General features: G+C 63.3%; 14 protein-coding genes. 5 read left to right on the top strand and 9 right to left on the bottom strand.

Going from position 1 to position 14,088, the window contains the following annotated elements:
* Positions 1 to 64: 64 nt before the first annotated feature.
* Together VII69_03410 and meaB are read right to left on the bottom strand one after the other, a co-directional pair.
* Positions 65 to 244, bottom strand: a complete 180-nt coding sequence (locus VII69_03410) for a hypothetical protein (GenBank protein ID HEY5094146.1) — start codon at positions 242 to 244, stop codon at positions 65 to 67.
* A gap of 145 nt (positions 245 to 389) precedes the next feature.
* Entirely contained in the window at positions 390 to 1,388 is a 999-nt protein-coding gene (gene meaB, locus VII69_03405; GenBank protein ID HEY5094145.1) for a methylmalonyl Co-A mutase-associated GTPase MeaB, read from the bottom strand.
* Between the two features lie 261 nt (positions 1,389 to 1,649).
* Between meaB and VII69_03400 the strand changes: the two genes are divergently transcribed.
* Genes VII69_03400 through dacB form a run of 3 tightly spaced genes read left to right on the top strand, consistent with a single transcriptional unit; the run spans position 1,650 to position 5,544 of the window.
* Complete coding sequence (locus tag VII69_03400) at positions 1,650 to 2,987, top strand: energy transducer TonB (protein ID HEY5094144.1); 1,338 nt, start codon at positions 1,650 to 1,652, stop codon at positions 2,985 to 2,987.
* Positions 2,988 to 3,032: 45 nt separating this feature from the next.
* Positions 3,033 to 3,986: a hypothetical protein gene (locus VII69_03395; GenBank protein HEY5094143.1), complete on the top strand. Its 954-nt coding sequence runs from the start codon at positions 3,033 to 3,035 to the stop codon at positions 3,984 to 3,986.
* Positions 3,937 to 5,544 carry a D-alanyl-D-alanine carboxypeptidase/D-alanyl-D-alanine-endopeptidase gene (gene dacB, locus VII69_03390; GenBank protein ID HEY5094142.1) on the top strand — a complete coding sequence of 536 codons (1,608 nt, stop codon included), beginning with the start codon at positions 3,937 to 3,939 and terminating at the stop codon, positions 5,542 to 5,544. Before VII69_03395 ends, dacB begins: the two co-directional genes overlap by 50 nt.
* 53 nt (positions 5,545 to 5,597) lie before the next feature.
* Here dacB and VII69_03385 read toward each other — a convergent pair whose 3' ends face one another.
* Positions 5,598 to 6,635: a diguanylate cyclase gene (locus VII69_03385; protein ID HEY5094141.1), complete on the bottom strand. Its 1,038-nt coding sequence runs from the start codon at positions 6,633 to 6,635 to the stop codon at positions 5,598 to 5,600.
* 88 nt (positions 6,636 to 6,723) lie between these two features.
* Entirely contained in the window at positions 6,724 to 7,884 is a 1,161-nt protein-coding gene (locus tag VII69_03380) for a SpoIID/LytB domain-containing protein (protein ID HEY5094140.1), read from the bottom strand.
* Between the two features lie 74 nt (positions 7,885 to 7,958).
* Here VII69_03380 and VII69_03375 point away from each other — a divergent pair, with 74 nt between their 5' ends.
* The gene (locus VII69_03375) at positions 7,959 to 9,125 is read left to right on the top strand and encodes a P1 family peptidase (GenBank protein ID HEY5094139.1); all 1,167 of its coding nucleotides are present in this window, start codon (positions 7,959 to 7,961) and stop codon (positions 9,123 to 9,125) included.
* Positions 9,122 to 9,631, top strand: a complete 510-nt coding sequence (locus tag VII69_03370) for a methylated-DNA--[protein]-cysteine S-methyltransferase (protein HEY5094138.1) — start codon at positions 9,122 to 9,124, stop codon at positions 9,629 to 9,631. The genes VII69_03375 and VII69_03370 overlap by 4 nt, the downstream gene beginning before the upstream one ends.
* A 92-nt stretch (positions 9,632 to 9,723) precedes the next feature.
* Here VII69_03370 and hflX read toward each other — a convergent pair whose 3' ends face one another.
* From hflX to nadB, 5 genes are all read right to left on the bottom strand, one after another.
* Entirely contained in the window at positions 9,724 to 10,806 is a 1,083-nt protein-coding gene (gene hflX, locus VII69_03365) for a GTPase HflX (GenBank protein HEY5094137.1), read from the bottom strand.
* 73 nt (positions 10,807 to 10,879) lie between these two features.
* Complete coding sequence (locus VII69_03360; GenBank protein ID HEY5094136.1) at positions 10,880 to 11,275, bottom strand: hypothetical protein; 396 nt, start codon at positions 11,273 to 11,275, stop codon at positions 10,880 to 10,882.
* Between the two features lie 75 nt (positions 11,276 to 11,350).
* Positions 11,351 to 11,770, bottom strand: coding sequence for a hypothetical protein (locus VII69_03355; GenBank protein ID HEY5094135.1), 420 nt, complete (start codon positions 11,768 to 11,770; stop codon positions 11,351 to 11,353).
* Positions 11,771 to 11,805: 35 nt separating this feature from the next.
* Positions 11,806 to 12,690, bottom strand: a complete 885-nt coding sequence (gene nadC / locus VII69_03350) for a carboxylating nicotinate-nucleotide diphosphorylase (protein ID HEY5094134.1) — start codon at positions 12,688 to 12,690, stop codon at positions 11,806 to 11,808.
* Positions 12,691 to 12,699: 9 nt separating this feature from the next.
* Positions 12,700 to 14,088 (bottom strand): L-aspartate oxidase (gene nadB / locus VII69_03345; GenBank protein ID HEY5094133.1); only part of this gene is annotated, 1,389 nt, incomplete at its 5' end.

Below are 14,088 nucleotides of genomic sequence, written 5' to 3'. Positions count from 1 at the left end.
TCATAAAATGAAGCGGCCGCGATTTGTCGGCCGCTTCTTATTGGAAGGTCGGGCTGCCCCGAGTTTATGGTCCGGTGGGATGGCCCCGTTTGACCATCGCCGACGAGTCGTCGCCGGTTTCCGCGACGATGTTATCCGCGACTTGGCGCATCAAGCGCCGCCGCTCGTACTCGTTCACGACATCTAGCTTGAGAACGTCGTGCTCGGTTGGTTCGCGAAAGAAGTCGTCGGGTAATGTGATCATGGATGCTCCTCGTTGGGAAGTAAAGTACTTTCACGGGGCCGTATCTCGAATGTAGTAAGTTTCTTCTACCCAAGCACCAATGTCTTGAAACTTTATTCCTATTTCGGTCGGAGTAATTGTGAATTCGGCTCGAGACGCGGGACAACTATGCTTGTTTTAGGTACTCGTCGATGATCTTGCCGGCGGCGGCGCGAGGATCGATGTCGCGGCGAAGCACCGCCGCAAGGATGGGCTCCATCGAGCCGTCCTTAGTGAGTTGTTCTCCCACGATTCGTCCGATTCGCTGCTGGACGGCTTCGATGACCTCCTCACGCAACCGGTCATGCGTCCGGCCCATCCGTTCGTCCGCCAAGAGTATCTGGCGGTGCTCGACGCATTTTTCCCAGAGCGCAACGATTCCGGTGCCGGCCGTGGCGACCGTTTCCAGCACCGGCGGTTTCCAGCGCCGCCGCCGCTCTTCGGCGCCTCCCAATGTGAGCATGATCTTCAGATCCGCGACGCTCTGATTCGCGCCCGGCCGATCGGCCATGTTGACCACGAAAATATCGGCGATTTCGACCAGTCCGGCCTTGATCGTCTGGACGCCGTCGCCGAGACCGGGAACAGTGACGACCACAACCGTGTCGGCCACTTTCATGATCTCGAGCTCGACCTGTCCAACGCCGACGGTCTCGACGAGTACGACGTCGTGGCCGTACGCATCGAACGCGCGGATGACGTCGCGCGTCGCCGGAGCAAGTCCACCTGGATGACGGCGCGACGCCATGCTTCTAATGAAGACGCCGGAATCGCCGGCATGGCGCTGCATACGCACGCGATCGCCGAGCACGGCGCCGCCGGTATATGGGCTCGACGGATCGACCGCGATAATCCCTACCGTCATCCCTTGACTGCGGATCACGGAAGCCAAGCCGTCGACCAAGGTGCTTTTTCCCGCGCCCGGGGGACCTGTGATGCCGATGACGTGCGCGTGGCCGGTGTGGGGATAAAGTGCTTTGGCAAGCGCGCCGGCAGCGGGGTCGTCGTTCTCGACGATCGTGATGGCGCGCGCAAGCGCGCGCCAATCGCCCTTGATGACGCGTTTTGCAAGTTCGAGGCCGCGTTCGTCGTGATTTGCGTCGGCAATCGCGCCGGATGACTGCATCGGCGCGAAGTTCCTCTCGTGTACGAGGGGTGCCTGCGCGCCACCGCGGCGAATGCACGACGCTGGGCCGGATACGGCTCAAGATCGGTGTGCTTTGTCTCTTCGCATTTGTATTATTGCGTTGTCTGCGATTGTTCTGTTTGCATCGACAGTTGCCGCGGCCCGTGCCGATGTATGTCCTGTTGGCGTCTTGTCGCTGAGCTTAGAGGGCAAAGGAACGTCCGCCAGATTTATCGCTACCGCGTCGTCGTCGAAGCAAATTTGGATAAAGCGCCGAGAGACATCGACTTACAGATCCAAGCGGGAACCGGAGGCGCTCAGCTCCGTGCTCGCACACCACACCTGCAATACTATCGAGACGAAGACGCGTACGACGACGTCCTGGTCTTCGACCGGCCATCCCAAGACGTTACGGGCGTTGCCGTTGTCGATACCGTATCGGGCGATGTGGTGAGCCCGTGCACATCACCGGAGGTTCGGGTAGAAGATCAAGTCGCCGGGCTGAACGGATGGGACATTCCGACGGTTAACGCAACTTTTAGTGACGCTGGCGCGGCTTCGCCCGATGCGGCTCAGGCGAAATTGTTCAGCGGCAGATCGACGGAGGCGAAATTCACGACAAAGCCAAGCCCGAACTACCCTCTGCTGGCACAAAGTATGGACGTGAGCGGCAAAGTCGTCGTGATCGTCCAACTTGGTCCGGCGGGGCAGCTGGAATCCGCACACATCGGCGTGTCGTCGGGATTCAAGGCGCTCGATTCTGCTGCGATGGACGCGGTGCGAAAAAGCGCATTTTCCGGAAGCACGTTGGATGGGATTCCGATTGTCTCAACGTATAAGATCATCTATGAATTTCGCATGGACGACGAACCCATGCCGCCGGAAATTTCGGATTTGCTCAAAACGTACTGCCCCGCGATTCTCGACAGCCCGTTCGTCGTCGCGAGCCTGAATTCCGGAACGGCAACTTGGTACGAAGTCAATCTCTCTATAGCAGAATCACAGTTTGATTCCATTGCACTAAGAATGACCGACTCCACCTCACATGCGAACGATCTCCTTTGGACAATCCTCTTGCGCGGATATTTCGACACGATGGGCGCTGGTCGCGACATCAGCACGGACTACGCGTCGATGGACGGCGCGCTGTTCTGGCCCGGCGCTGCACTGACGTCGGGCACCGTCCAAACGGTCACGGAACATTTAAAGAAAAGCGCGACGTGCAGACCTTACCTAGCCAATGTTCAAAACAAGCTCGATAGCGACTCGCTTGTCGCAGTCGCCCAAACCGATCGACCGTGGTTGACTGCGCCGATCGTAGAGACGGTACTGCCCGCGCGTTTTGCGACGGTGAGCTGGCCACAATACGCTCCAGCGGTTGAGCCCCCACAGCCCCTTGCGATTCATGTCAGCATTCATGTGTCCGCGTCGGGCGAGCCTTTGGTCGCAGTAGTCCATGACGTCTCCGACGCGCCCGCGTTTTCCGCAGCGGCTCTCAACGCCGCGATGCAAAGTACCTACGTGGTCCCGCATACCGCGGACGGTGCGCCGCTGACGCAAACTTTTGACATTAACTATCTCTACGTTCCCGCAAAGTAGCTCCGGCAGGGAATCACTCCGGTCGCGTTTCACTCCGACGGCTAGATGGAAACCGCCGCCGCCCGCCTCACGATCAAGAAACCCTTCGGACTGTTCTCGACGGTCATCTCGCACGGATGGTATCAGACCTTGCCGTTTCGATGGCAGCACGAACGCGGCGTATTGCAGCGCGCGGAGCGATTGCATGATGGCCGCGTGATGCTCGTCGAGATGGTTGAAGATAAATCGTCAAAGCGAGGACATGTCGATGTGGCGATAAGCGTCACCGGCGATGGCGCAGGCGATCTAGGGGTGGCACAGGAGATGGCGCGCCGCTGCGCGGTGATGATGCACGCCGAAGAGGATCTGCGAGGATTCTACCGGCTTTGCACACAGCGCGAGGAGCTGCAGTCGGCGCACCTGCATGGCGCGGGCCGTTGCATGCGCGCGCCGACGCTTTTCGAAGACGTGATCAAGGCCATACTCGGCACCAATGTGCTATGGAAGCAAGCCGTCGTCATGATCAATCGCGTAGCGGAGCTCGGCGACGTGTGCCCAGCCGAACCGTCGCTGCGTTCGTGGCCCACTCCGGGCCAGGTCACACGCGCCGGCGAACGCTGGTTTCGCGATTACGTTCGCGCCGGCTACCGGGCGCCATACATCTTTGAGCTCGCCCGGCGCCAAAAATCGGGCGACATCGACCTCGACGCGATCGACGCGCAAGCGTCCACCGCCGACGCCGAGACGGTGTTCAAGACCCTCACAAAATTGAAAGGCGTCGGAAAGTCGTCGGCGCATTTCCTGATGAATCTCTTAGGCCACTACGACCACATCTCGGTTGATAGCGCCACGTACGCGTATGCCAAACGTGAACTGTTCAACGGGCGGCGGCCCACGGAGAAGCAGATCCGCAAGCGGTTCGCGGAATTCGGCGAATGGCAATCGCTCGTCTATTGGTTCGCGCGCTGGGATGCACAACTCGCGTGGTGGGAAGATGCGAGCGGCCGTTCCTCCGCCTGACGCGTACCAACCGCGTCGTCTCCGCCGGGCGCGTCTTCGCGCGGCGCGGCGCCGGTTTGCCGCCGTATGCGTCCTCGCTGCAATTGTCCTAGCCGTTATCTGGATCGCACACGTCTTCGCGCCGCATCCAAAGACGACGGTTGTCGCGCACGCGACGCCTCGACCGCCCGCGTTCGCCAGCAACTTCATTCGCGCCGGGTCGCCTTGGTCTGCTCGGCAAACGCATGAAATCGCAGGCGCTGCCGGCAGCGTATTCGGGAATGGCGATTTCCCAGCGTCCACCGGCGTCGTGATCGAAGATGCGCGGACCGGCGCGAAACTCTACGCGCGCAACGCGAATGGCGCGCTCGCGCCCGCGTCGGTGCTCAAGCTCGTCGTCGCGGCGACCGCGCTGCGCGACCTAGGACCCGCGTATCGATTTACGTCTCGGTTTGTCACCGGTCAGGCGCCGCAAGGAAATGCGATCACCGGCTCTCTCTGGTTTGTTGGAGGCGGCGATCCCGAATTGACGAGCGCCGATCTGCAACGCGCGGTCGCGGCGATGAGGGCGTCCGGCATCGACCGAATCGACGGTGACGTGATCGCCGACGGCAGTCTTTTCGGACCCGACGAGGTGAACCCGACGTGGGCTGCCGACGACCTCGAATATGGGTATGCCGCGCTCACGAGTGCGGTGACGATGGACGGGGGCACGGCGCAGTTCACAATCACCCCCTACCCGAGCGGCGGCGCCGCGAATGTGCGCGTCGATCCGGATGCGATCGCCGGCGCTGTGGTCGGAACCATTCGGACGACTTCGTCCGATGCTCAAAACACGCTCCGGATAGATCCGCTGCCAGACGGCGGCGGCTTTCAAGTCTCGGGCCTGATCCCGTACGGCGCACCGCAAAAATATTGGCGGAGCCTTTCGAATCCGACGCAAAAAGCGGCCGTCGCGCTGAAAGCAATGCTCGTGAAAGCCGGAATTGTCGTTGGCGGCGATGCGTCGGTAGGCACTGCCCCGCCCGGCGGCGTCGCAATCTGGACTCGAGAGTCGAGGCCACTCACGGCGATCATCCACCGCATGATGGTCGATAGCGACAATCACATCGCCGAGCAACTGCTCCGCTCCGTCGGCGCACAGCGATTCGGTGTCGGTACGTTGGCAAACGGACTCGCGGCAGAAAGAGATCACTTGCGAGAGGTCGGCGTTTCCGAGGCCGGTTCTGGCCTTGCGGACGGGTCGGGTCTATCCACGGCGAACCGGATCGACGCTTCGGCGGTGGCGGCCGTGCTGCGTGAACTCGTCTCGGGTCCCGACGCCGCAAAGTATGCGGCGCTGCTGCCGCGCGTGGGTTTAGACGGAACGGTGCACGTACGGGATCTCGCCCCCGATGCGCTTGGTCGCGTGCTCGGCAAAGACGGATACATCGAGGGAGTGAGCAGTCTGGCGGGGTATGTGAAGACCGCGCATCACGGTGTTGTGATCTACGCGTTCCTGGTCAACGGCTGGGAACACGGACTCGATTCGGTGTGGGCCGGCGAGGACGGCTTGCTCGCGCAGATCGCGAGGTATTGAACCACGAGGGGCAAGCGCTGCTTGCCCTCCTACTGGCCAATAAGAATTGGGATTTACGCGGCGTCGATCGCGGCTTCGGCCGCCGTCCCTGAGTGTTTGATCGCCGTCGCCACGAGTTCGTTAGCGGACTTCGCATCTTCGGGATACGATGCGACGCCACAGGACAAGCTGACCTTGCCAACTTTCGGCCACGAGATTCGCACCACTGTGGCGTCAAGCCGCCGCATCACCGCACGGGCCGTCTCGGCCTTTTCGCCCGGCATGAGCAGCACGATCCGCTGCTCGTCGTATCGTAGAAGAATATCGATTTGGCGCACGTGTTTTGCGAGCGTCTGCCCGAGGTGGCGCATGACGACATCGGCTGAGGACAATCCGTGCGTCTGTGCGATACTGCCGTGTTCCAGGACCTTGAAGACCACGCATCCGAGCGCGAGGCCAAGTCGCTGCGCGCGCTCCATCTCAAGCGCGAACGTTTCGTCGAAAAGATGCTGTGCGACCAATCCCGAGACGTTGCCGACGAACGACGAGGGAGCGTTATCGCGAAGGCTCATGCCCTGCAGCGCGCCGCCAAGCAAGCCGACGGTTGTGCGCACGAATGCGACGTCGAGAGCATTGAAGCCGCCGTATGGGGCGTATTTGTCGAACAGGAACAATACGCCGATGATGTCTTTGCCCGCCGAAACCGGGGCGATCAAGCAGTTTTGGGCGCCAAGAGCAGCCGCGACCTGCGGGAAACCCGTTAGATCATCCGCGCTCTGAAAAATCGTTGATTCGCCGCGCTGCAGCGCCGCGTCGATCGCCGCGCATTCTCCCGCGACCATGCGAAACGAGATCGCATCGGAATCCAGTATGCCGAGCGCCGGTGCGACGCCTCGGAGTGAAAGATCGCGGCCGTCTACGGTCATCATAAACGCGCGCTTTGCGTGACAGCCGGAGGCCGACGCGCGGAGCGCATATGCGAGCATGGTATCGACGTCGATGTCGCGAGCGAACGAAGCTGCCGTTTGCGCAAGAGCGCGAAGATGCTGCTCGAGCTCATCCGGGCCGTACGTGCGGGTGGCTTCTTCAGAAAAGTGAATGCTTGTGTCCATGTGAATGTGTAAGTCCTCCGAGCATATGACACGCGCGGAGGCGGAACATCACAGCAATGGGGTCAAAGGTCCGTCGAAGTGACGGCTGTCACGCCAGCCGTGAGACCGTTCCCGGGAAGTAGGCGCTCAAAATGGCGGCGGCGTTCATGCCGGCGTCGGCGCGGCCGTGCGCCCCCCATTGGCACATCCCAATGCCGTGGCCGATGCCGTGGCCGGTAAAGCCGTAGCCGCCGGGATCGGGCGCCACCCCGAACATCGTGCTCGGCAAAACCTTATAGCCCAACTGTGCACCGCATCTGCCGTAGAACACGCGGCCGTCCATGGTATTCTCAAAGCCACGGTGGCTTCTTGCTTTGACGTTCTTCACGCGACCATCCGGCCACGTGGCGCTCGCGTCGATGCTCGCGAGATCGCCGGCATCGAGATCAAAGATCCGTTCGAGCGCGCCCGTCGGAATCACATTCTGCCACGAAAAATACGGCGCTTTTGCACAATACGCCGCGCCGTTGTTGGCGACGTCGGCGATACCCCGCAAGTACGGCGGTGCGATGACGCCCGTGAGTTCCACCGAACTTGCCGTGTGGCCACCGCATGCGGCGCTGTAAAAAATGTCGGCGACCGACTCGCCCGCGTAGAGAGCGAGACCGGCCGTGGATTGGGCCGCCGACGTGAAGCGATCGGCGACCGCGTCGATACCGTGATAGACCTGGCTTGAAGTGTCATCGCCCAAATCGTACGGCTTCTTGCTGAAGGCTGCGGCATGCAACGCATAGGTCCGGACTAATATCGCCTGCGCTTTGAGCGCTTCTAAGGGCCAGCTCGGTCCCATCTCCGCGCCGAGCACGGACGGCGTATACGCCTCGAGGTCCACTGCGTTGATGATCAAGATGCCACCGGGGTCGGGCGCGATGGTCACCGTGCCGGCGTAGCGCCGCGACGCGACGAGCCCGCCTGAGTCGTAGGCGGTCACGCTGAGCGGCACGCCCCCGCCGATAGCGGTCGGCTTGAACGTCGTGTTGGCATCGAATGAAAACAGAACGGGGGTGCAGTTCGCATCGGCACCAGTCACGTCGGCGCGGATCAATGACTTGCCGCTGAACAGACGAATCCGGATGCTTCGCGCTTGAAGCGGTTCGGGCTGACCAGCCGGTGCTTGGTCCTGCAGTTCCAGCGCGAGCGAGGGTCCGCGGCACAGCGCGAGACCAACGGCGCTGAAAGCCGCCCCTAACGCGAATCTACCACGACGCATTGCGCCTGGCTTGCGCGCAGGGCGGCATGAAGTCCTTGGCGAGGGCAAGGGACCAAAGCGCCGAACGAGGCGGCATGATGATAGGGGCGCTTCTTTTGTCCGCGGTCGCTGCCGCGTCACCAGTCTCGAGCGGATCGTATTCGTCGTCGGGACCGTACGTGAAAGCGCCGGCTCTCGGCATTCATATTGGCCGGCTCCAGCCCGGCAAGTACGACGCGATAACCGATGTAGCGGGAGTCCGTGTCGGCCAGGTGACGCACGTGTCAGGCTCCGGAAAACTCGTGCCCGGTGTCGGCCCCGTGCGCACCGGCGTCACCGCCGTGATGCCTCGAACCGATGTCTGGCATCGCAAGGTCTTCGCGGCGGCGTGGGCGCTCAACGGCAACGGCGAAATGACCGGCACCACGTGGATAAATGAAGCCGGATGGATGGAAGTGCCGGTGCTGCTCACCGACACACTGTCCGTGGGTCGCGTTGACGATGGGGTCGTCTCGTGGTACCTCAAGCAGTATCCGGGCGTCGGCATCGATGACGATGTGCCGCTGCCGGTCGTGGCCGAGTGCGACGACGCGTTCCTCAACGATCAGCAGGGCCGGCATAACACAGCGGCAGACGCGGTCGCCGCACTGGATGCCGCGGTGGGCGGCCAAGTCGCACAAGGCGGCGTGGGCGCGGGCACCGGCATGGTGTCGTTCGAGTTCAAAGGCGGCATCGGCACGGCGTCGCGCGTGTTGACCGAGCGCGACGGCGGCTACACCACGGGCGTGCTCGTCAACACCAATACGGGGCGGCGCGCCGAACTGACGGTTGACGGCGCACCGGTCGGCGCTAATATCCAAGATCTGCAGCTGCGCGAACCGAAGGCGGGTGACGGGTCCGTCATCATCGTGATCGCGACCGACGCGCCGCTGCTGCACGATCAGTTGGAGCGGCTTGCAAAGCGCGCAGCACTTGGCCTTGCGCGCACGGGAGCGACCGCTCGCACCGGCAGCGGCGATCTCATCATCGCGTTCTCCACGGCCAACGTCGTGCCACACTATCCGGACGCGCGCACGATGACGGTGACCGTACTCGATCAATACCACATCAATTCGCTTTTCGACGCGACAGAAGATGCGACCGAGGAAGCGGTCATCAACGCGCTGCTGGCCGGTCAGACCACGGTGGGGCGCGACGGGAACACAGTGTACGGCCTACCCCATGATCGGCTTTTGCAGATATTGCGCCGCTACGGACATTGAGCGCGAGACCAACCGCCTATACGGGCGTCTGCCGCGCCGGCAAAGACAGCATTCGCGTGGTGTGGACGTTCATGGGCGTAGCGTTCGCGGAGAAAGACTCGCGCGCGGCCGTTGACGAGGCGCAGCGCCGCCTCAAAATGCGGCTCGAGAGCAAACCCGTGCCAAAGCTCATCCGCGAATCGCTTGCGGCGCTCGCGCGCGGCGAGCGCGACGTCGACGTTCCCGTCGATCTAACGTGGGCGCGCGACTACGAACGCGACGTGCTGTTCGCGGCGATGCGCATTCCGTGGGGCGAGACGCGTCCGTACCGATGGTTGGCGCGCGAGGCTCATCGGCCGCTCGCGGTTCGTGCCGCGGCTAGCGCCATCGCACACAATCCGCTCTGGCTGATTGTACCGTGCCATCGCGTGGTGCGCGCTGATGGAACCATAGGTGTATACGGCGGCGGTGCGGCGGGCGTGGCACGCAAGCGCGCGCTGCTCAAACGCGAAGGCGTGCTTCTGTAACATACCCCGGTATTGTAGTAGGGTGAGCATCGCTCACCCATTTTTTTTTGCGATGGGCAAGCGATGCTTGCCCTCCTACAAAATAAATCTCCCTAGACAAGCGCGGCGATCGCAGCACGCAATTCGGGCAATCCGGCGCCGGTTTTGGCTGAAACCGCTACACCGTCGCCGAGAATGTTCGATCCGGCGACATCGGATTTGTTCCATGCGAGAATGGTTGGTTTGTCGCCGGCGCCGAGTTCCCGCAGAATAACCTCGACCGACTCGCGCTGCCGCGCCCAAAAAGGATTACTGGCGTCGATGACGTGGACGAGCGCGGCGGCGCTGGTGACTTCTTCAAGGGTCGCGCGAAACGCCGCGACCAGCTCCTTCGGCAGATCGCTGATGAATCCAACCGTATCGGCGAGCACGACGTCGCGCTCTTCGCTAAGTCGCACTTTGCGCAACGTCGGGTCTAAGGTGGCGAAAGGCTGATCGGCCACGTAGACGGTCGCGCCGGACAGCGCGTTGAGCAGCGAGGATTTGCCGGCGTTCGTATAGCCGACGAGCGCGACGACCGGCGTGCCTTCTCGCGAGCGCCGCTGTTCGCGCCTCCGCGTTTGCACGTGGTCGAGCTGCTTTTCAAGGAGTTCGATGCGGGCTCGGATGTGACGGCGGTCGACCTCGAGTTTGGTTTCGCCGGGTCCGCGCGTTCCAATGCCGCCGCCCAAACGCGACAGCGCGTCTCGAGCGCCGATGAGATTCGCGGCCTGGTGTTTGAGCTGTGCAAGTTCGACTTGCAGTTTGCCCTCGCCGGTGCGAGCGTGCTGCGCGAAGATGTCGAGTATGACCACGGACCGGTCGAGCACGGAGATCTCACCGCCGAGCAGCTTCTCAAGATTCGTGCGCTGCCGCGGCCGCAACGCATTGAGCGTGAGGACGGTCGAAGCGCCGTTCGCCCGAGCCGCGTCGGCCACTTCGGTCACTTTTCCCGAGCCGAGAAGGCTGGCCGCGTCGACCGCGGACCTGCGCTGCACGATGCGCGCGACGACGTCGGCGCCCGCGGCGTTGGCCAACGCGCCGAGTTCGTCCATTTCGACGTCGAAACGCGTGTGATCGTCGCCCGTGTCAACGCCGGCGATGACGACTCGCTGACGGCCGGGGGACGTGGCCTGGGTGACGTTGGCTCTGGGCATAGGACCTCAAGCATAGAGCGGGCGGCCTTACGACCGCCCGTCAACCGTTGCGTTTGGTGCGCGGCGTCGGCCGTTAGACGGCAGTGGAAAGTTCCTGGGCGCGGCGCAGGCCAAAGGCGTGGTCGGCGACCGGCGTGAGCGGAGTAAATCTCATTTGGCCCTGATACGTCTGCACGAGAAGCTCAAGTCCGCCACGGACGCAGGCTTCTTCCTCGACGCACTTGGCGAGCTTCTTGTGGAAATATTCTTCAAGATTGTTCAGCGCGTGGAGCCAGTAGGTGTCCTTGGTCAATCGTGATCCGTCGAAATGATGCTTGTCCACAAGCCAAACGAAAACCGGCTCGCCGCCTTCTCGGTACCCTAGAACGAAGAGGGGTACTGGTGCAGTGGCCGGTTCGTCGTCTGGATGGAACGAGCACATCGTGTAAAACTCGAGCGTGACGTGTTCGGGCTCGATGGGTTTGCTCACGAACGCCTCCTTATTTTCGACCGGAGGTCGGACACGCGCGCAATAGGCGTGGGAGGTCCTTGGCGAAGGATTCGCTCACGGGAGGGTCGCCCCTTTGCTCCCGGTTGACTGACCGTAGACGTCGCGCATTTGTGCTTCGAGCGCGTCGAGGTCGCCCGTGATCGAGTGGTTTTCGGGCGTCAATTGCGCACGCGGCACCGCGTACGGAAGAAAATTGAAGCCCGGGGCCAGCACGAAATAGGCGGTCGGGGACATGCCCGTCATGGGGAAATCGCCGGAGAGCATAGGCTCGGCGGCCTCGTGGCCCACGATCCAAAAATTCGACGCACCGCCGGCGACGCACCGCGCCTTCACGCCGCGAAGCGTGAGCACGGGCGCGCCTTCGGGGGCCTTCGCCTGAGGGCTCGTCAGCAATCGTTCCACGGTCTGTTTTGAAGACCGGCCGAGATGCGCGTTGACCCAGTCCTGCTGGACGTCTTCCGGACGTTTTGTCATGTCTTTCTCCATCATCGAGTCGGCGGCGCCGGCGATCAGCGCAACACAAAGTCGAGGGCGACGTCGAGTGAGACCGCGCCGTGCGTGAGCGCGCCAACCGAAATCACGTCAACGCCGGTCGCCGCCACGCCCCGCACCGTGCGCAAGTTGATGCCTCCGGACGCTTCGACGATGGCTCGTCCGGCCGCCATATGGACAGCCTTTGCGATCGTCGCTTCGTTCATATTGTCGAGCAGGACGGCGTCGACGCCTGCGGCCAGCGCTTCGGTCACCTGCTGGAGCGTGTCGCACTCCACCTCGATCACGGGGCCGCCCGGAGCGCCTGTCCGGCTGCGGGCGACCGCTTCACCGACGCCCCCGTCGGCGGCGAGGTGATTGTCTTTGATCAACACGGCGTCGTGCAGCCCGAAGCGGTGATTGACGCCGCCGCCGGCTCGCACCGCGTAGCGTTCGAGCGAACGCAGACCCGGAGTGGTCTTGCGCGTGTCTGCGATCTTTGCTTTAGAGCCGCTAATTTCGTCGACGTACGAACGCGTGAGCGTTGCAATGCCCGAAAGCCTCCCGAGCAGATTAAGGGCGACGCGTTCGGCGGTCAGAATGCCTCGGGCCGGTCCGGACAATCGCGCGACCGTCGTGCCCGCGCCAACTCGCGTGCCGTCCTGGATTCTGAGATCGCGATCGATTCGCGGCTCGACGATTGCGAAAGCACGCAGCGCGACCGCGAGGCCCGCAAGCACGCCCTCGTCTCGCACGATCACATCCGCCGTGGCCGACGCGGAGGTCGGAACGACCGAATCGGTCGTGATGTCGCCGCCGCCCACGTCTTCCGCGATGGCGGCGTGCAAGAACGAATCGAACGTCGTTGCCTCGAGTTCGGTCATCGGTGTGAACGGCGGCGACGATTGATACGGATGACGCATGAGCGACGACTATGCGTTCGGCACGGGTGCGGCGACCGGTTCGAACGACGGACCGCTCGACGACCAAAGAATCCGGGTGCGCCATTTCGCGTCATCGCGGTCGATGAAATCGTCGCGATAATGGCTGCCTCGGCTTTCCTCGCGCATGAGCGCCGCGCGAGCGGCGATGGATCCTGCCGAGAGCACCGAACGCGCTTCCAGCGCAGCGCGAGAGATCGGACGCGGTTCACGGGGCATCGCGTCGAGCACGTCGATCGCCGCGCGCAGCGGCGCCGCATCGCGTTCCAGTCCGGCAGCGCTCCACATCAACTCTGCGACCGCTGCGATTCCATCGGGCGCCTCGACAATGGCGGGCGCAGCGTTGGGGTCGTCGATCGCAAATCCTTCGCTGTCCGATCCGCGGATATCGTCGGCGGCTCGCGCCGCGAAGACGAGACATTCCGCTAGCGAATTGGACGCCAATCGATTCGCGCCGTGCAAACCGGTGCACGCGCACTCGCCGATTGCATACAATCCGGCCACCGACGTGCGGCCCCAAAGATCGGTTCGGACTCCGCCCATGTGGTAATGCGCCGCCGGCGATACGGGAATCGGCGTCGTGCCGATGTCGATGCCGAATCGCGCGCACGCGGCGGCGATGTTGGGGAATCGTGACCGCACGTATTCCGGCGACCCGATCGGACGCGCGTCGAGCCTCACCAGCCCGGCGGGATCGCGTTGCAACTGGCGGGCGATGGCGCGAGCCACGATGTCGCGTGGCGCGAGCTCGCCGCGCGGATCCGCGTCGAAGCAGAAGCGTCTGCCGGCCGAGTCTACCAAGATCGCCCCTTCGCCACGCGCGGCTTCCGAGACGAGAAGCGCCGGCGCGCCCGCGAGCGCGAGAGCGGTCGGATGAAATTGAACGAACTCGACGTCGGCGAGCATCGCGCCGGCGTTGAGCGCGAGCAGCAAACCGTCGGCGGTTGCGCCGGCGGGGTTCGTGGTGCGCGCGAACATGCGTCCGCTGCCGCCGGTCGCGAGCGCGGTGACGGGCGCGAGCACGGCGACGAGTCGGTCGTTCACGTGCAGCCACGCGCCGCGGCAGCCGCGATCATCGACGATGAGTTCGACGGCGGTCGCGCGTTCGAGCACGCTGACGTTCGGATGGCGCATGGCGCGCGCTGACAGCGTCTCGGTTATCGCGCGGCCCGTCGCATCGGCGGCGTGGGCGACGCGCGCCGCACTGTGGGCCGCTTCGCGCGTGAGATCGAGCTCGCCGGGGCCCGCTAGGTCGAACGCGACGCCGAGACGTATGAGTTCGTCGACGCGTCGCGGCGCTTCCGACGCGACGATCGCTGCTGCCGCTTCGTCGCAGAGTCCGGCTCCTGCTGCGAGCGTGTCGGAGAGATGAGCGGCGGG

Source organism: Candidatus Eremiobacteraceae bacterium (assembly GCA_036511855.1).
Taxonomy (GTDB): Bacteria; Vulcanimicrobiota; Vulcanimicrobiia; order Eremiobacterales; family Eremiobacteraceae; genus JABCYQ01.
Note: the sequence above shows the minus strand (reverse complement) of the source record. Positions and strands in the feature narration are given on the sequence as shown.